This is a genomic window from Kitasatospora sp. NPDC096204 (genome assembly GCF_044763205.1).
Lineage (GTDB): Bacteria > Actinomycetota > Actinomycetes > Streptomycetales > Streptomycetaceae > Kitasatospora.
The window spans coordinates 59,073-75,028 of the sequence record NZ_JBIWFT010000028.1 but is presented as its reverse complement, the minus strand read 5'-3'; the positions used below and the strand labels follow the sequence as shown (position 1 = coordinate 75,028).

At 74.2% G+C, this 15,956-nt stretch carries 17 protein-coding genes and 1 pseudogene; 9 read left to right on the top strand and 9 right to left on the bottom strand.

What is annotated here, in order from left to right; all coding sequences use genetic code 11:
• Positions 1-28: 28 nt before the first annotated feature.
• The 4 genes and pseudogenes from ACIQ87_RS27395 to ACIQ87_RS27380 all read left to right on the top strand — a co-directional run bounded on the left by ACIQ87_RS27395 (position 29) and on the right by ACIQ87_RS27380 (position 3,216).
• Entirely contained in the window at positions 29-1,084 is a 1,056-nt protein-coding gene (locus tag ACIQ87_RS27395; protein WP_402411266.1) for an NAD-dependent epimerase/dehydratase family protein, read from the top strand.
• Positions 1,085-1,216: 132 nt separating this feature from the next.
• A pseudogene (locus ACIQ87_RS27390) lies at positions 1,217-1,936 on the top strand (glycosyltransferase family 2 protein); the annotation flags it as partial.
• Between the two features lie 102 nt (positions 1,937-2,038).
• Positions 2,039-2,566, top strand: a complete 528-nt coding sequence (locus tag ACIQ87_RS27385; RefSeq protein ID WP_402411391.1) for a DUF2064 domain-containing protein — start codon at positions 2,039-2,041, stop codon at positions 2,564-2,566.
• A gap of 2 nt (positions 2,567-2,568) precedes the next feature.
• Positions 2,569-3,216, top strand: a complete 648-nt coding sequence (locus ACIQ87_RS27380) for an SAM-dependent methyltransferase (RefSeq protein WP_402411388.1) — start codon at positions 2,569-2,571, stop codon at positions 3,214-3,216.
• Positions 3,217-3,294: 78 nt separating this feature from the next.
• Here the strand turns inward: ACIQ87_RS27380 and ACIQ87_RS27375 are convergent, their stop codons facing one another.
• From ACIQ87_RS27375 to ACIQ87_RS27360, 4 genes are all read right to left on the bottom strand, one after another.
• Entirely contained in the window at positions 3,295-4,677 is a 1,383-nt protein-coding gene (locus ACIQ87_RS27375) for a hypothetical protein (RefSeq protein WP_402411263.1), read from the bottom strand.
• On the bottom strand, positions 4,670-5,524 hold the full coding sequence (locus ACIQ87_RS27370; protein WP_402411260.1) for an S-methyl-5'-thioadenosine phosphorylase: 855 nt from the start codon (positions 5,522-5,524) through the stop codon (positions 4,670-4,672). The genes ACIQ87_RS27375 and ACIQ87_RS27370 overlap by 8 nt, the downstream gene beginning before the upstream one ends.
• Before the next feature lie 74 nt (positions 5,525-5,598).
• Positions 5,599-6,102 carry a hypothetical protein gene (locus ACIQ87_RS27365; protein WP_402411257.1) on the bottom strand — a complete coding sequence of 168 codons (504 nt, stop codon included), beginning with the start codon at positions 6,100-6,102 and terminating at the stop codon, positions 5,599-5,601.
• Positions 6,103-6,104: 2 nt separating this feature from the next.
• Positions 6,105-7,400 carry a molybdopterin-dependent oxidoreductase gene (locus ACIQ87_RS27360; RefSeq protein WP_402411385.1) on the bottom strand — a complete coding sequence of 432 codons (1,296 nt, stop codon included), beginning with the start codon at positions 7,398-7,400 and terminating at the stop codon, positions 6,105-6,107.
• A 588-nt stretch (positions 7,401-7,988) separates the two neighbouring features.
• Between ACIQ87_RS27360 and ACIQ87_RS27355 the strand changes: the two genes are divergently transcribed.
• Complete coding sequence (locus ACIQ87_RS27355; protein ID WP_402411254.1) at positions 7,989-8,420, top strand: SRPBCC family protein; 432 nt, start codon at positions 7,989-7,991, stop codon at positions 8,418-8,420.
• The gene (locus ACIQ87_RS27350) at positions 8,417-9,406 is read left to right on the top strand and encodes an N-acyl homoserine lactonase family protein (protein ID WP_402411251.1); all 990 of its coding nucleotides are present in this window, start codon (positions 8,417-8,419) and stop codon (positions 9,404-9,406) included. Before ACIQ87_RS27355 ends, ACIQ87_RS27350 begins: the two co-directional genes overlap by 4 nt.
• Before the next feature lie 215 nt (positions 9,407-9,621).
• Here the strand turns inward: ACIQ87_RS27350 and ACIQ87_RS27345 are convergent, their stop codons facing one another.
• Positions 9,622-9,960: a hypothetical protein gene (locus ACIQ87_RS27345; protein ID WP_402411248.1), complete on the bottom strand. Its 339-nt coding sequence runs from the start codon at positions 9,958-9,960 to the stop codon at positions 9,622-9,624.
• Between the two features lie 87 nt (positions 9,961-10,047).
• On the opposite strand from ACIQ87_RS27345, the gene ACIQ87_RS27340 reads away from it, so the two are divergent.
• Entirely contained in the window at positions 10,048-10,326 is a 279-nt protein-coding gene (locus ACIQ87_RS27340; RefSeq protein WP_402411246.1) for an ArsR/SmtB family transcription factor, read from the top strand.
• A 93-nt stretch (positions 10,327-10,419) separates the two neighbouring features.
• Here the strand turns inward: ACIQ87_RS27340 and ACIQ87_RS27335 are convergent, their stop codons facing one another.
• Positions 10,420-11,247 carry a hypothetical protein gene (locus ACIQ87_RS27335; RefSeq protein WP_402411243.1) on the bottom strand — a complete coding sequence of 276 codons (828 nt, stop codon included), beginning with the start codon at positions 11,245-11,247 and terminating at the stop codon, positions 10,420-10,422.
• Between the two features lie 800 nt (positions 11,248-12,047).
• A complete protein-coding gene (locus tag ACIQ87_RS27330) occupies positions 12,048-12,521 on the bottom strand; it encodes a VOC family protein (protein WP_402411241.1) in 474 nt (157 codons plus the stop codon).
• A 204-nt stretch (positions 12,522-12,725) separates the two neighbouring features.
• Here ACIQ87_RS27330 and ACIQ87_RS27325 point away from each other — a divergent pair, with 204 nt between their 5' ends.
• Positions 12,726-13,058, top strand: coding sequence for a PadR family transcriptional regulator (locus ACIQ87_RS27325; protein ID WP_402411383.1), 333 nt, complete (start codon positions 12,726-12,728; stop codon positions 13,056-13,058).
• Entirely contained in the window at positions 13,055-14,056 is a 1,002-nt protein-coding gene (locus ACIQ87_RS27320) for a hypothetical protein (protein WP_402411238.1), read from the top strand. The genes ACIQ87_RS27325 and ACIQ87_RS27320 overlap by 4 nt, the downstream gene beginning before the upstream one ends.
• Positions 14,057-14,140: 84 nt before the next feature.
• Here ACIQ87_RS27320 and ACIQ87_RS27315 read toward each other — a convergent pair whose 3' ends face one another.
• Together ACIQ87_RS27315 and adhP are read right to left on the bottom strand one after the other, a co-directional pair.
• A complete protein-coding gene (locus ACIQ87_RS27315; RefSeq protein WP_402411235.1) occupies positions 14,141-14,647 on the bottom strand; it encodes a universal stress protein in 507 nt (168 codons plus the stop codon).
• A 51-nt stretch (positions 14,648-14,698) separates the two neighbouring features.
• Entirely contained in the window at positions 14,699-15,712 is a 1,014-nt protein-coding gene (adhP, locus tag ACIQ87_RS27310; RefSeq protein WP_402411232.1) for an alcohol dehydrogenase AdhP, read from the bottom strand.
• Positions 15,713-15,956 lie beyond the last annotated feature (244 nt).

Genomic DNA, 15,956 nt, shown 5'->3' with positions numbered 1-15,956 from the left:
CCCGGTAGCGCCGGTAACGTCCCGGGTCATGAGGATTCTGGTCACCGGCGGTGCCGGGTTCATCGGTTCGGCGGTCGTACGGGCCCTGGCGGCCGCGGGCCACGAGGTCCGGGTGCTGGACGCGCTGCTGCCCGCCGTCCATCCCTCCGGGGTGATGCCCGTGCTGCCGGAGGGCGTGGAGGCGCGGCACGGTGACGTGCGGGACGCGGCGGCGGTCGAGCGGGCGCTGGTGGGCGTGGACGCGGTCTGCCACCAGGCGGCGATGGTGGGCCTGGGGCTGGACCTGGACGACATGCCCGCGTACGTCGGCTGCAACGACCTCGGCACGGCGGTCCTGCTCGCCGCGATGGCCCGTTCGGGCGTGCGGAACCTGGTGCTCGCCGGGTCGATGGTGGTCTACGGGGAGGGCCGCTACCGGTGCCCGGCGCACGGGGACGTCGCGCCCGGTCCGCGACGCCCGGCCGACCTGGATGCCGGACGGTTCGAGCCCCCGTGCCCCCGGTGCGGCGCCGGCCTGAGCCCCGGGCTGGTGGCGGAGGAGGCCCCGACCGATCCGCGCAGCGTGTACGCCGCCACCAAGCTCGCCCAGGAACACCTGGCCTCCGCCTGGGCCCGGGCGTGCGGGGGGCGCGTCCTGACGCTGCGGTACCACAACGTCTACGGCCCTGGCATGCCGCGCGACACCCCGTACGCCGGGGTCGCCTCGCTGTTCCGCTCGGCCCTGGCCCGGGGCGAGGCGCCGCGGGTGTTCGAGGACGGCGGGCAGCGACGGGACTTCGTCCACGTCCGGGACGTGGCCGGGGCCAACGTCGCCGCGCTCTCGGCGGTCGGCGGTCGGCTTCCTGGCAGTGCCCGGGCGTACAACGTGGGCAGCGGTGAGGTCCGGACGATCCGCGACATGGCGGTGGCGCTCGCCGCCGCCCACGGCGGGCCGGTGCCGGTGGTGACGGGTGAGTACCGGCTCGGCGACGTCCGGCACATCACCGCGGACTCCGCGCGGCTGCGCGGGGAACTCGGCTGGCGGGCCCGGGTCGCCTTCGCCGACGGCATGACGGAGTTCGCGACGGCGCCGCTCCGCGCCTGACGCCCGGCGGCCGGAAGGCCGGTCCCCGGCGGCCCCCCACGCGCCGTGGCTCCCCCGAACGGGTGCTGCCGGACGGGTGCGGCCCGTGCGTGAAGGCGCGGTTCGGCTCTGCCGGGCCACCCGGCGGCTACGGTGACCGCCGTGACAGAAGCTCCCCCTCCCCCGCCGGTCGGCGATGTGGTCCTGCCCTGTCTGGACGAGTCCGAGGCGCTGCCCTGGGTCCTCGAACGGGTTCCGCCCGGCTGGCGGGCGATCGTCGTGGACAACGGTTCACGGGACGGCTCCGCCGCACTCGCCCGCTCCCTCGGCGCGACGGTGGTCGAGGAACCCAGACGCGGCTTCGGTGCCGCCTGCCACGCCGGGCTGCGCGCCGCCACCGCCGAGCTGGTCTGTTTCCTGGACTGTGACGGCTCGCTCGATCCCGCCCAACTCCCCCGGGTCGCCGCCCCGGTGCTGGCCGGCACGGCCGACCTGGTGCTCGGCCGCCGCCGGCCCGCCACCGCCGGAGCCTGGCCCCTGCACGCCCGGCTCGCCAACGCCGTCCTCGCCCGCCGGCTGCGGGCCCGCACGGGCGTCCGGTTGCACGACCTCGGTCCGATGCGGGCCGCCCGCCGGGAGCAGCTGCTGGCCCTGGGACTCGGCGACCGGCGCTCCGGATACCCGCTGGAGATGGTGCTCGCGGCTTCGGCCGCCGGGCTGCGGATCGCCGAGACCTCCGTCGACTACCTGCCGCGGGCCGGCCGGTCCAAGGTCACCGGAACCGTACGGGGCACCCGCCAGGCCGTCCGCGACATGCGGGTGGTGCTGGCCGCGCCGCCGCCCACGCTCCTGGTGATCGCGAAGGCGCCCGTCCCCGGCCGGGTCAAGACCCGTCTCACCCCGCCCTTCACCCCGGGCCAGGCGGCGGCCCTGGCCGAAGCCGCGCTCACGGACACCCTGCGCTCCCTGGACTCGATGCCCGCCGGGCGCCGCCTGCTGGTCCTGGACGGCGAGCCGGGCGACTGGCTGCCGCCGGGGTGGCTGGTCGTCCCGCAGTGCGACGGCGGCCTGGACCGGCGGCTGGCCGACGCCTTCGCGCACGCGGCCCGGCTGGCCCCGGGCGCCCCCGCGCTGCTGGTCGGCATGGACACCCCGCAGCTGGACGCCGCCACCCTGTCGGAGCCGCTCTCCGCCGTCCGACGGCCGGGTGTCGACGCCTGGTACGGCCCGGCGGCCGACGGAGGGTTCTGGGCGCTGGGCCTGGCCCGGCCGACCGCGGAGCTGGCCGCCCGGCTGCTGCACGACGTGCCGATGTCCACGCCGGACACCGGCACAGTGCTCCTGCGCCGCCTGGCGGAAGCCCGCCTGACCGTCCACCGGTTGCCGGTACTGACGGATGTGGACACCGCCGACGATGCCCGGCAGGTCGCCGCCGAGTCCCCCGGAAGCCGCTTCGCCGCCCGGCTGCGAGCCGTGACGACCGCGCCGGAGGTGGCGAGTTGACGGTGGCGGCACCCTGGGTGGACGACCCGTTCGCCGAAGCCGTCCGCACGGGCCGCGGCCCGCTGTGGCTGCGTCACGAGGACGGCCGCCGGCTGCGCCTGGACATCGAGCGCTGGTGCGCTCCCGCGGCCGGCGCCGACCACAGCCTGCTGCGGCGCTGCACCCGCCTGGGCGCGCCGGTCCTCGACCTCGGCTGCGGCCCCGGCCGGCTGGTGGCCGCGCTGTTCACCCTCGGTGTGCCCGTCCTCGGGGTGGACGTGACGAGGACCGCGGTGGCCCGCACGGTCGGTCTCGGCGGCCGGGCGATCTGCCGATCCGTCTTCGACCGCCTGCCCGCCGAGGGGCGCTGGGGTGCCGCGCTGCTGGCGGACGGCAACCTCGGCATCGGCGGCGACCCGGGCGCGCTGCTCCGCCGGGGTGCCGAACTCCTCGCCCCGGAAGGGCTGTTGCTGGTCGAGGTGGAGACGGAGGAGGTGGACGAACGGGCCGTCGTCCGGGTGGAGGGGCCGGGCGGGCGGCTCGGCCCCTCCTTCCCCTGGGCCCGTCTCGGCGGGTCGGCGACCCTGCGGCTGGCCGGCGCGGCGGGCCTCGTCGAGGCGGAGCGCTGGACCTCCTGCGGACGCCGCTTCCTCGCCCTGCGCAAGGGGTGAGACCGGGGGTCTGCCCGTGGTCCCCGACCGGCCGGCCGGCGGCCCGGGTGTCCGGCGGCCGACTGCCCGGGTACCCGGTCACGGGTTGGTCGTCTCCGGCACCGCCCCGGCCATCGCCCGGCGCGCTCCGCCACGCAGCCGCCCGCGCACCGGCGGCACCGCGAGCACCCACAGCAGCGCGGCCCCGTACGCGGCGCGCTGGGCGTCCTCCCCGCCCGTCAGGTAGAGCACCTGCCCGGCAGCCGGTACCGCCAGCCACTCCCACCGCCCGTCCAGCGCGACCAGGGCGACCACCAGCAGCCCGTACCACGGGTAGCTCGGGGCCACGAGCAGCAGCGCCGTCCCGGTCACCAGGAGCGCGCCGCACCAGGGCCTGGCCGGGTCACCGTGCCGCAGGACCCGCAGCACCACCGCCGCCAGCACCAGTGCGGCCGCCCACGGCGTCCAGGAGTCGGGCAGCATCACCCGCAGCAGGCCGAACCGTTCGAGGTGCCCCTGCTCGTACCCCTCCTCCCTCAGGTAGCCGGGCAGGTAGCCGAGCACACCGGTGCCGGAGAGCACGACGTACGGGAGGTAGGCCGCCGCGAAGGTCCCGAGGGCCGTCGCGGCGAGCAGCAGGTCGTTCCCGGTCGGCCGCCGGGCGAACAGCCCGGACAGCGCCCCGGGCAGCGCGAGTGCCGGGAGCAGCTTGGCCGCGGCCGCCGCACCGAGCAGCGCGCCGCCGGCGCCGGTCCGGCGGCGGGCCGCGCAGCCCAGCCCCGCCACCATGAGGAGGGCGCCCAGGGTGTCGGCGTGGGCGTCGTTGACCGCCCAGAGCGCCACGGCCGGGCACCAGCCCCACAGTGCCGCCCGCCGGCTCCGCCCGCCGACGGCGACCAGCGCACCGGTGGTGGCGACCGCCAGCAGGGCGCCACCGACCTGCACGCCGCGCACCCCACCGCCCAAGGGGTGTTCGACGAGGAACCAGGCCTCCGCGACCGGCGGGTAGACGGTGTGCACGGCGGGCCGGTTGATCCGGGTGCAGTCCCCGGCCGCGGTCCTTCGCTCGTCCCAGGCCGAGCACCCGTCCCCGTCCGGGAACAGGCCCGGGTCGCGCAGCCCGGCCAGCGCCGGATCGTCCGGGGTGTGCGCGTACGGGGAGACGCCGGCCGCCTGGACCCGCCCGTCCCACACGTACCGGTAGGCGTCGTCGCTGGTGCGCGGGGGTGCCAGCAGCCCCGTCCCGGCGACCAGGATGCTCCCGGCCAGCACCAGCGGCGCCACGTGACGGTCGGCCACCCCCCGCAGCAGGAGCAGCGCCAACGCGAACAGTGCGGCATCGAGCAGGTACCAGCCGGGGAGCCGCGACCGGTCGGCGAGCGTCCCGCCGCCGGTCACGGTCAGCGCCAGGCCCGCCACCAGCGCGGCGAGCGCCAGCGCGCAGGGCAGGACGCTGCGGGTCCGGTCAGTCCGGTCAGTCACCCGGGACGCCGGGAAGGCCGGTCGCCAGGCCGTCCAGGGCGTGCGGGCAGGGGCATTCCCGGTCGACGGGCAGGGCCTCCAGCGCCTTGAACAGCACGGTGCGCAGCCGGTCGACGTTGCGGGCGAAGACCGCCAGTACCTCCGCCTGGGTGACGCCCCCACCCTTCTCCACGCCGGCGTCGTGGTCCGTGACGAGGGCCAACGACGTGTAGCAGAGCCCGAGTTCACGGGCGAGCGCCGCCTCCGGGTGCCCGGTCATGCCGACCACCGACCAGCCGTTCGCGCCGAACCAGCGGGATTCCGCCCGGGTGGAGAAGCGCGGCCCCTCGATCACCACCAGGGTGCCGCCGTCCACCGGCTCCCAGGCCGCCGAGCGCGCCGCCTCCAGGGCGGTCGACCGCCCCGCCGGGCAGTACGGGTCGGCCATCGACACGTGCACCACGTGCGGCCGCGAGCCGTCCGGCAGCGGCTGCCCGTCGTAGAAGGTCTGCACCCGCCCCGAGGTCCGGTCCACGAACTGGTCCGGCACCAGGAGCACCCCGGGCCCGTACTCCGGCCGCAGCCCGCCGACCGCGCACGGCGCGATCACCTGCCGCACACCCAGCGAGTGCAGCGCCCAGAGGTTGGCCCGGTAGTTGATCCGGTGCGGGGCCAGCGCGTGGCCGCGCCCGTGCCGGGGAAGGAACGCGACCCGCCGCCCCGCCACCTCGCCCAGGACCAGCGCGTCGCTCGGCGGACCGTACGGCGTGTCGACGCGCACCTCCGTGACCGTGTCCAGCAGCTCGTACAGTCCGGAGCCGCCGATCACGCCCAGCTCGGCCTGCGGGGAATCCTGACGCACTGCCATGTGCACCACCTCTCATCGGGAGACGTCCGGTCACCCGCGGGCGCGGGCCGGAAGGAAACGGTCGACGTACGGTCCTACGGTTCGCGGACGGCTTCGTCATCACTCGCCGATCGCCCGGCCCGGCGCGCGCGGCGGATCCGGAGCGCGAGGCCGACGGCGGCCGCCCCGAAGAGGACCCCGGTGATGACGAGCCACCGGTCGAGGTAGACGTCGATCGACAGCCCGGTCGCTCCCGGGTATGGCTCGGACAACCGCAGGATCAGGGGGAACCAGACGAGCAGCAGGAGGCCGGACAGGGCCGCCGGCACGCGCAGGTAATTGATCCAGGGCACGGCCGGCACCGGCCCGGGCAGCCGGCGCAGCACCGATCGGGCCGAGAGGTCGGCGATCGAGTAGAGCGGGAGCAGGATCAGGTCGTGGGCGACGGCCGCGCCGACGAACCAGACCGCCACCGCGAGGGGCCGTTCGGCCACCAGGCGCTGGGCCGCGTAGCCGGTGAGGGCGAAGGAGGCGAGGAGCGCGAGCAGGTGCAGGGGCCGCGCGCCGTACCAGCGGATGACGGGGGTGGGTCGGTCCATCGTCACGTCCTGAAGGTCAGCCGGCCGACCCACTTCGTGTTGTTCACACCGGGGTTGGCGGGGACGATGATGCGGGCGGGGTAGCCGTGGTCGAGCGAGAGGTCGGCCCCGTTGACGTGCAGGGCGAGCAGGGAGAGCGGGTCGCGGATCTGGTTGCCGCGCAGCAGCACGGACGTGTAGGGGCCGGGCGGTTGGACCGACTCCACGAGGACGTCCGCCGCGTCCGGGAGCCCGGCCATGGCCGCGAGCTCGGCGAGCGGCAGTCCGCTCCAGTGCTGGTCCTCGGTGGACCAGCCCTCCACACAGGCGATCGGCAGCCGGGCCGACCGCTGCGGCAGCGCCAGCAGCTGCTCCCGGGTGAACACCCGCACCGGAGCGGCGCCGTACAGCTCCAGTCGCCAGTCGGGGCCGACCATGGCCGCCGTGACGCCGACGGAGGCGGCCGTCTTGTTGATCTGGAATCCGTTCGGACCGTTCGCGGGCTCACGGTTGTGCGGCGCCAGCAGCGCGGTGGCCCGGAGCCGGCCGCCGATGCTCTGCCCGGCCGTGACGGCCATCAGGGCCAGGGAGCCGGCGCCCACCAGGGCCAGCGCACCGCGCCGGGCGATCGTCGGCGGGGCCGGGTCCGCCGCCACGAGGCCGTCCGCGTCCGGCGGTTCGGGCCGGGTGCCGGCGACGCCGGTGCGCAGCTCACCCCACAGCGGGCGCGACCTCAGGGCACGGACCAGTTTCCCGAGCTTGAGCGCGACGTGGACGACGAACGCGGCGATGAACACCCACGCCCCGTAGAAGTGCAGGGTGTAGAAGGAGCCCGGAAAGACGTAGTGGAGCTGGATGTTGAGGATCCCGGTCACGAACTCGAAGACCACCCCGCCGACCAGCGTCAGCAGCGACAGCCGTTCCAGGGCGTGGGCGGCACTGCGCACGGGCGGCCACTCGAACAGCTTCGGGATGACCGACCACAGCTTGGCCAGCACGACCGGCACCAGGACGACGCCGAGCGTCACGTGCACTCCCTGGGTGAGCCGGTAGAGCCAGGAGGGGCGCGTGGGCCAGTCGAAGAGGTAGAAGCCCAGCAGGCCCTTGTCCGGGGTCTGGTCGTTGAGCGGCCCGAGGTCGGGGTTGTACGCGGCGTAGGACAGTGCCCCGGTCACGAACAGGACCGGGATCCCGACGAGCAGCACCGAGCCGAACACCGAGGTCAGCCACGGCCCGCGGATCGGGCTGCGCCAGAAGCCGGGCCGGAACGGTCCCGGCGGGGCGGGCAGCCGGCCCAGCCCGCGCGTGACCGCCGACAGCCTGGCACCGGCCGCGGTACGGGCCCGCGTGAAGGCCGGGCGCAGGCGCCGCCCCGCACGCGCGCCCCATCGCGGCCGGACCCCGCTCCCGGACGGTCCGCCGCCGCGTCCAGCCGTCACCACCGACCACCTCCAGCCGCTCGGATCCCCCGAGGCCCCGGCACACCGGCCCCGCGGCCGGGGAGGAATCGGCGGTTGCCCGTCCTCCACGGCACCGCGGATGACCTGTCTGCCGCGGCTCGCCGCACAGCCAACCACCCCGCCTCGGAGCAGCCCGAGCAAAGCCACACGCGCCGACGAAGAGACCACCCGAACGGGCGGGTCCCGTACCGGCACCCGGACCTCCGCCACCGCGGAGACCCGGACCCGCATCGCACCGCGCGGGGCACGGGCACACGCACCGCCGCTGGAGTGCTGTGCTCCGAGGCGGACTTCCCACGTGATGCGGCTCACTTGTGTCACGACATATGTGTCGCGTAACATGTCCGTTATGAGCACTTCTGCCAACACTCCAGAGAGGATTCCGACCCTCGCCTTCGCCACCTGCTTCTCCGGCGCCCCGTGGAGCGCCGAGCAAAGGAGACAGCCATGCAGTTCGAGAACACCCTGACCATCAACGCACCCGTCGACGAGGTCTTCGCCTACCTCGCGCGGCCCGAGAACCTCCCCCGCTGGAACTACGCGCTCGACACCACCGAGCAAACCTCCCCGGGGCCGATCGGGGTCGGCACGACCTACCGCCAGACCCGCCACCTCCCCCGCCCCGCCGAGGAGCACTTCCGCGTCACCGAGTACGACCCCCCGGGCCTGCTGACCGTGGACGGCGACTTCGGCCCGTTCTCAGGAACCGCCACCTACCGGCTGACCGCGGTCGACCGGCACACCACCCGGCTGGTCAACAGCGTCCACCTCACCGCCTCCGGAGCCCTCAAGGCCGTCGCCGCGCTCGCCGGCCCCCGGATCAAGCACGCCGTCGCCAGGAACCTCGACGTCCTGAAGGACATCCTCGAAACCCGATGACGATCCGTGCACGGCGCACCGTGATGTCCGGCGTCCCGATTGCCGTCCCGGAATTCAGTCCGGAACCGGAACAACCCAACCTGCGACGCCCGGCGTGCCTACTCGAGACGATTTGGATGGCGGGTCGACTATTTTCCATGACGAAGATCAAGAAGGTTTCCGCCATCAGCACCGGCAGAGTGGCGATCCACCCCGAGCATGTGCGGGCGAGCGGAAAGCCACAGCTCTGGTGGGTCATGACCTCGCGGCGGTGGACCGCGCCGCGGCCGATCAACGTGTACGTGATCGAGCACGAGGACGGCCTCGTACTGTTCGACACCGGGCAGGACCGGGCTTCGGTCACCGACCCCGGCTACTTTCCGGGCGGATTCACCGGGCTGATCTACAAGCGGCTGGCCCGGTTCGAGATCGGCGAGAGCGACACCCTGACCGCGAAGCTCGCGGCCCAGGGCTACGACATCGCGGACGTGACGACGGCGATCATCTCCCACCTGCACCAGGACCACATCGGCGGACTGCGCGAGTTGACCCACGCGCAGATCCTGGTCAGTGCCGAGGAATGGGCATCGCTACGTGAGCCGCGGCCGGAGATGCGCGGCCTGCTGCGCAGCCACATCGAACTGCCCGGCCTGCGCTGGACCCACCCGCGGTTCCGGAAGACGGACGACATCGCACCCTTCACCGAAGGCCACGATCTGTTCGGGGACGGTTCGCTGGTACTGGTCCGGACGCCCGGCCACACCCCCGGCTCGATGTCGCTGCTCGTGCGCCGTCAGGGACGCGGCCCGCTGCTCATGGTCGGCGACCTCACCTATGACGACCACCTGCTGGAAGAAGGCCACATCGCCGGCGTCGGTGCCAAGGGCCCGCTGCACGCCACCACCGCGCAGGTCAACGAGTTCCGCCGCCGCAACCCCGGCCTGAAGATCCTGGCCGCCCACGACCCGAACGCCGCGGCCGCGCTCGCCACCAGCGAGAGGACATGACGCCCGCGTCCCGCCGGGGAACTCCCTTGGCTGGTCCTGGCCGTACGGCGCGAAGGCAGCCGTCGACCAGGCCCGGCCGGTTGAGCGGTCCCGACTGAAGAGGTGGTCGACGCCGGCGACGTTCCGGGTTGCCGGCGCGTCCACGCGGGCGTGGACGCGCCGGGTCAGGCCGAGGCGCACCGCCGGGCGGGTGGCCCGGTGCTCGCTCGGGGAGGTCAGGCGGAGGCGAACTCCACGTACTCGATGATCGCGCCACCCGGGTGCCGGAGAGTCGCGTTGCGGCCGGTGGGCACCGCGTTGGGGCCGTCGAGCAGGGTGCCGCTGTCGAGGATCTCGTCCAGCGAGTCGACCAGCACGGTGGCGTGGGTGTCCCGGTACGGCGCGAGCGCCTCGGGCGAGCCGGCGATCAGCAGGAAGCCACCGACGCCGGCCAGCTCCAGGTCGCGGTACTCGAACCGCAACCGGGGCGGCTCGCCGGCGAGGGCGACGAAGGTGGGCAGCGCGGTGTCGAGATCGTCCACGTAGACGCGGGCGAGGGTGGCGAGTGCAGGCATGGCAGCGCTCCGGAGGGCAGACGTGATGGGCCACTGAAGATCGTTTCGACTTTCCCGAAATATCAAAACGATCGGCATACTACTGCCATGACAGACGACCTGGAACTGGCAGCCGTGCTGCACGCACTCGGTGACCCGGTGCGCCTCGCCCTGGTCCGCCGGATGGCGGCCGAGGGCGAGAGCGCCTGCAGCCCCGACTGGCTCACGGTGCCGCGGTCGACGCTCTCCAACCACTGGCGCATCCTCCGCGAGGCCGGTCTCACCACCACCCGCCAGGAGGGCAAGAATCGCATCATGGCGCTGCGCCGCCCGGAACTCGACGCCCGCTTCCCGGGGCTGCTCGCCTCGGTGCTGGGGGAACTCTGAGCGGCCGGCTCGGCGTTCGGGGCCTGCCACGTCACTGGTGAAGCGGTGGAGCCCGCGCGGCGCCGACGTGATCGAGTGGTACGACTACTTCCTCTACCGCGGCGGGTCGACCTTCTCCACCGGGCCGAAGTCGCGGAAGGTGCCGTAGGTACGCATCCGGACGCCCCGCAGCTCGGTCTTCTTGTCGTAGCGGACGGTGCGGCCCTGGGCGTCGATCCACTGGTCGAGCTGGAAGCTCTCCACGCTCTTGCCCTTGAGGATCTTGTACTGCTCGGGCTCCACTGCCTTCATCTGTTCCAGGTCCACCGTGCCGGAGAGGTGGTAGCACGGCGTGCCCTCGCAGTCCTCCATCCCCTTGCGGGCGGACGGGCCGAGGGCCAGCACCGCCTTGGCGTAGCCGTGGTAGTCGGCGATCCGGTTGCCGAGCGGGGAGGTGCGCCAGCTGCTGCCGTTCCTGATGTAGGTGGTGCCGTCGTCGGTGACGACGACGCTGGGGCTGTCGTTCGCGCTGCCGATCATGTCCTCGCCGCCCACGCTCATGAACTCGGCGAGCCGACCGGAGCGGATCGGACCGTTGAGGTTCACCCGGGCCTTGATGACCGCGCTGATCGGACCGCCGTCGGAGATGAAGTCCTGGGTGGCCGCGTACGGCGTCCTCTCCGCGAGCGCGAGCGCCGCCTCCGGGTCGATCACCCCGCCCGCCGTGGCGGCGACCGCGGTGGCGGTGGGCGCGGGCGTCGCGACGGCGCTGGGCGGCGGGGTGGGAGTCGCCGTGGGCGCGGAGGTCGGCACGGCCTCGGGCGTGGTGGCGACCGCGGACGCCGTCGAGGACGCGGCCGGCGCAGCGCCGTCGTCGCAGCCCACCAGACCGACGAGGGAGACCGCCGCGACGGCGACGGCGAGCACGGTGGAGCGGCGCATGATCAGGAGACCCCCGGTCGAACCAAGAAGCGAAGAGACGGGGCATCCTGCCACAGCACCTGGTCCGTGATCGAACCGTTTCCTCGCCGCGGACGCCCCTGACGGGAGCTCAACGCGCGTACGCCGTCTCAAGCAGTCCGTTTCCTTCGTCCGGCACGGACCGCTGGTCCACCCGTCCTGGGTGACGCGGGCGCGCCGCCCGCCACCGCTACGAGAAAGACCTGTGCGGCTACCTGACCGTCTGCGTCACGATCAGCCCGCGAGGGAGTCGGTCTCCCCCGGTGGCGGAGTGGTGACGGAGGTTCACGTCGACGGCGGTGGTCACAGGGCGCCGATGGTCTTCGACGCGTGGTCGGCGACCTGGCGCGGTGTGAGGCGGGCGGTGTCGATGACCTCTGCGTCGGGCCGCGAGCCAGCCGCCGTACGCCTCGGTGTAGACCGGCAGCTTCCGGCGGCGGAAGGCGCGGACCTTCTCGTTGCGCGCCTCGTCGTCGGGGAATTCGACGCCGGCGGCGATACGGGCGCCGACGGCGACGGCAGCCCCGACAGCGGGACACGTCGGATTCCGTCACTCTCGGCTCGCCGACCCGGATCACCGCGACGGCACCGCCGTCGGGCGCGTCCCGCGGCAAGATCGTGGACGTCAGGGTGCTGGTGAACGGCTGTCTCTCCGCGTCCGGCCCCGCCGACGAGTTCACGTACCCCGGCTGACTCCGGCCGACGGCAGTACGTGCCACGCCTTCGACGCCCGCGCGGACGGGCGTGGGACACGAGAGACGCCCCCTGATGAGGCGCTGTCGTCAGGCTTCCGTGTCCGTACGCGCCAGGATGCCTCTGAGCAGCCCCGTGGCCTGGCCCACCTCGATGAGGTAGCCGTCCGGATCGCGCATGTAGCAGCGCAGTTCGGCGCGGCGGTCGATGGGCGGGGTGAGGAACTCGGCCCCTTTGGCGCTCGCCGTGGCGTAGAAGTCGTGGATGTCCGCCACCCGTACGTTCAGGAAGCTGGAGACGGTGCCGGGATCCTCCGGTGTGCGCAGGATGACATCGGGTTTGTCGTCGGTGGGCCCGCCGCCCGGGTTCATGATGATCCAGCTGTTGGCGACCTTGACGATGCAGGGGTTCTCGTCCAGCACCACCCGTCCGCTCAGGACGTCGGCGTAGAACGCCCGCGAGCGAGGGACGTCGCTGACCGTGAGGAAGTGTGTGAGCAGTAGCCCCTCGGCCGGCGCAGGAAGATCGCCGGCTGTGGCGCCGGCAGACGTGACGTCGGACATGTGTCGAGCGTATGGCGCGCATGGCCGTGCCGCATTCTCGGCAGGTGCGCCTGGGGCTGGACCGGCGGTGACCGCTGTGGCCGGCTGGGCCGCCCGGCGGCGCGACCGACCCGGCATCGCCCACCGCTCTACCGGCGCACCACCGCCCTTGCCAGACACTACGGTGACCGTACTATGGTGGCCGGTGTGACGAAGAAACGCTCCATGCAGGAGCCCACCTTCCTGCTGCTCACCGCGCTCGCCGACCAGCCACGGCACGGCTACGCGCTCGGCGACGAGGTCGCCGCGGTCTCCGAGGGGCGGGTCCGGCTCGGCGCCGGCACCCTGTACGGCACGCTCGACCGGCTGCTCGCCGAAGGCCTCATCCGGGTCGAACGGGAGGAGACGGTCGCCGGGCGGCCCCGCCGCGTCTTCGCCCTCACCCCGACCGGGACCCAGGCCCTCACGGGCGAGAGCGACCGGCTGCGCGCCGCCCTCCGCGAGGCCGACCGGCGCCTCGCCATCACCCGGAACAGGCTCGCAGGAGGCACGGCATGACCTCGCACCAGGAGCACCAGGAGCAGAACGGCCGGAAGGGCCGGAAGGACCACCGGGGCGCCCGCCTGACGACCCACCTGCTGCGCCGTGCCCTCGCCCTCTACCCGGCCTCGTACGGCACCCACGCGCTGGCGGAGGTCGCCGACCACGCCGAACGCCGCGTCCGCGCCGCGTCCCCGCTCGCCGCTCTGCGCGAGGTCGCCGACGTGGCGGGGCACGGGCTGCGGGTCCGACTCGGCCTGGTCTCCCACCTGCCGACGGGCCGGGCCCTGGCCACCGCGGCCCCGCTCGCCGCCGCACTCGCCGGCAGCTACGCGGCCGTCCACCTCTGGTGGGCCGTCCGGACCGCCACCGACCCGGACGGCGGGGTACGCGTCGGATCGCTCGTCGCCACGGCGGCCCTGCTCGTCCCGGCGGCGCTGATGGCCGTCGCGGCCCTGGCCGGCCGCTGGACGACGGCCCGGGTCCTGGCGGCGGCCACCGTCGTGGCCCCGCTGCTCGTCCTGTCCGCCGACCCCGAGCTGCCCGGTGCGCAGGCGCACGTCCCACTGACCTACGCCCTGCAGGGCCCGGACACCGTGCTGTTCGCCCTCAACGCCCTCGTGCTGCTGATCGCTCCGCCGGACCGCACCACGCAACCGCGCCCCGCCGTACCGTGGGGGGTCGTGATCGCTCTCACGGCCTCGGACGCCGTCCTCACCCAGGCCCTCGGCCCCGGCGAGGGGACGGTCTTCCGCACCGGATTCCACGTCCTCGCCCCGGTGGTCGCCGGCGCGGCCGTCGCCTGCAGCACCCGCACGGTCGGCTCCGCGGCCCTGACCGCCGTCGTCCTGGGCGTGCCGCCCGTGGTCGCCCCCGTACTGACGGGCTCCTACATCATGAGCGCGACCGCGCTCCTGTTCCTGGTGGCGCTGTTCACCGTCGGGTACGCGGCCGCCCTCGCCGTGGTCCGGCTGACGGACCGGTTCACCCCGCGCACCGGACGGCAACAGCGCTGATCCCCGGACGCGGCCGAGTCGGCCGGGCCGGCGGTACCCCGCCCGCGCCCGGCCGCTGGAGGTCCCCTCGGCCGCGGATGCGGGTCACCGGGCGGCGGCCGACCCTTCGGCAGGCTCGGTGCGCTCGGCGGGCTCGGTCTGCTCGTGCTCGGTGTCCCGGACGACGACGACCGGGCAGGAGGCGTGGTGGACGCAGTGCTGGCTGACCGAGCCGAGCAGCGCTCCGACGAAGCCCCCGTGGCCGCGGTTGCCGAGGACCAGGAGTTCGGCACCCTCGGCGACCTCCAGCAGGACCTGGGCGGCGTTGCCGTACTCCACCCGTTCGCGCACCTCGACCGGGTACTGCGGGCCCGTCTCCTCCGCGACGGCCTCGGCGAGCGTCTTTCCGGCGTACCCGGCGACGACCCCGTCGTCCACGTCGGCCACCGGCACGCCCCAGTGGTAGACGGCCGGGTACTCCCAGGTGATCACCGCCTCGACCGCGGCTCCGACCAGGGCGGCCTGACGCACTGCCCACCGCAGGGCGGCACGGGAGGACGCCGATCCGTCGACGCCCACCACGATCCGCCGCTGCGCCACCGTGTCGTTCATGTCGTTCCCTTCCTCATACCTTCGGATTGTGGATCGCCGACCGGACCCCGGTCAGCGCAGGTCGAAGACCAGGCGGGCGGAGACCTTGCCGCTGAGGACTTCGTCGAAGCAGGTGTTGACGTCCTCGAGTCGGCGGGTCTCGCGGATGACCCGGGTGCGGCCGAGGGCGTGCAGGCGGAAGACCTCGGCGAGGTCCTCGCGGGTGCCGACGATCGAGCCGATGACCTTGGTGCCGTTCAACACCGTTTCGAAGACGGGGAGTTCGAGTTTGCCGCCGGCGGGGAGGGCGACCAGGACGAGGGTTCCGCCGCGGCGCAGGGCGCCGTAGGCGGCCTGGAAGGAGGCGTTGCTGACGGCGAGGGCGATCGCGGCGTGGGCGCCGCCGAGGGCCTGGACCTCGGTGGCGACGTCCTGGGTGCGGGCGTCGATGACGTGGTCGGCGCCGAGGTCGCGGGCGAGGGCGAGTTTGTCGTCGGTGACGTCGACGGCGATGGTCTCGGCGCCGCAGAGCCGGGCGTACTGGAGGGCGAGGTGGCCCAGGCCGCCGATGCCGGAGACCAGGACGCGGGTGCCGGGGCGGGCGCCGGAGACCTTGAGGGCCTTGTAGGTGGTGACGCCGGCGCAGGACAGCGGGGCGGCGTCGAGGGGGTCGATGCCGTCGGGGACGGGGACGACGTAGTCGCCGTGGGCGAGGGCGTACTCGGCGTAGGCGCCGTCGACGGAGTAGCCGCTGTTGTGCTGGTGGACGCAGAGGGTCTCCCAGCCGGAGACGCACTGGTCGCAGCGTCCGCAGGCGTCCGCGAGCCAGGGGATGGCGACCCGTTCGCCGACCCGGACGTGGCGGACCCGCTCGCCGGCGGCCTCGACGATGCCGACGCCCTCGTGTCCGGGGACGAACGGCGGGCTGGGCTGGACGGGCCAGTCGCCGCGGGCGGCGTGGATGTCGGTGTGGCACAGGCCGGAGGCCTCGATCCGGACCCGGACCTGGCGCGCGGCCGGCTCGGGTACCCGACGGTCCTCGACGACCAGCGGTGCGGTGAACTCGCGGACGACGGCGGCCTTCATGGCGGTCCTGCCCTTCTCACGGTGACGAAGGCGGTTCCGGTTCCCACCGGTCCCGCGCTGCCTCCATCCCACCGCCTCGGCCCGGCGTCCGCTGGGGCCGGGAGGTCCACGCGTCCGAGGCCGAAGGTCCCCCATCGCGCCGGGACGGCCCGGCTGCAAAAGAGACGCCGCCGTCCGCCCGGGTGACGCGGGTGGTCGAGGTGTCGCCGTGACGAGCGCCGGCGTGGCGGGCGGTGCCGTGGCG

Excerpts from the sequence above, each read along its gene's own strand:
- ACIQ87_RS27395 (WP_402411266.1), top strand. The coding sequence starts at position 29 with ATGAGGATTCTGGTCACCGGCGGTGCCGGGTTCATCGGTTCGGCGGTC.
- ACIQ87_RS27385 (WP_402411391.1), top strand. The coding sequence starts at position 2,039 with ATGCCCGCCGGGCGCCGCCTGCTGGTCCTGGACGGCGAGCCGGGCGAC.
- ACIQ87_RS27370 (WP_402411260.1), bottom strand. The coding sequence starts at position 5,524 with ATGGCAGTGCGTCAGGATTCCCCGCAGGCCGAGCTGGGCGTGATCGGC.
- ACIQ87_RS27365 (WP_402411257.1), bottom strand. The coding sequence starts at position 6,102 with ATGGACCGACCCACCCCCGTCATCCGCTGGTACGGCGCGCGGCCCCTG.
- ACIQ87_RS27355 (WP_402411254.1), top strand. The coding sequence starts at position 7,989 with ATGCAGTTCGAGAACACCCTGACCATCAACGCACCCGTCGACGAGGTC.
- ACIQ87_RS27350 (WP_402411251.1), top strand. The coding sequence starts at position 8,417 with ATGACGATCCGTGCACGGCGCACCGTGATGTCCGGCGTCCCGATTGCC.
- ACIQ87_RS27345 (WP_402411248.1), bottom strand. The coding sequence starts at position 9,960 with ATGCCTGCACTCGCCACCCTCGCCCGCGTCTACGTGGACGATCTCGAC.
- ACIQ87_RS27340 (WP_402411246.1), top strand. The coding sequence starts at position 10,048 with ATGACAGACGACCTGGAACTGGCAGCCGTGCTGCACGCACTCGGTGAC.
- ACIQ87_RS27335 (WP_402411243.1), bottom strand. The coding sequence starts at position 11,247 with ATGCGCCGCTCCACCGTGCTCGCCGTCGCCGTCGCGGCGGTCTCCCTC.
- ACIQ87_RS27330 (WP_402411241.1), bottom strand. The coding sequence starts at position 12,521 with ATGTCCGACGTCACGTCTGCCGGCGCCACAGCCGGCGATCTTCCTGCG.
- ACIQ87_RS27325 (WP_402411383.1), top strand. The coding sequence starts at position 12,726 with ATGCAGGAGCCCACCTTCCTGCTGCTCACCGCGCTCGCCGACCAGCCA.
- ACIQ87_RS27320 (WP_402411238.1), top strand. The coding sequence starts at position 13,055 with ATGACCTCGCACCAGGAGCACCAGGAGCAGAACGGCCGGAAGGGCCGG.
- ACIQ87_RS27315 (WP_402411235.1), bottom strand. The coding sequence starts at position 14,647 with ATGAACGACACGGTGGCGCAGCGGCGGATCGTGGTGGGCGTCGACGGA.
- adhP (WP_402411232.1), bottom strand. The coding sequence starts at position 15,712 with ATGAAGGCCGCCGTCGTCCGCGAGTTCACCGCACCGCTGGTCGTCGAG.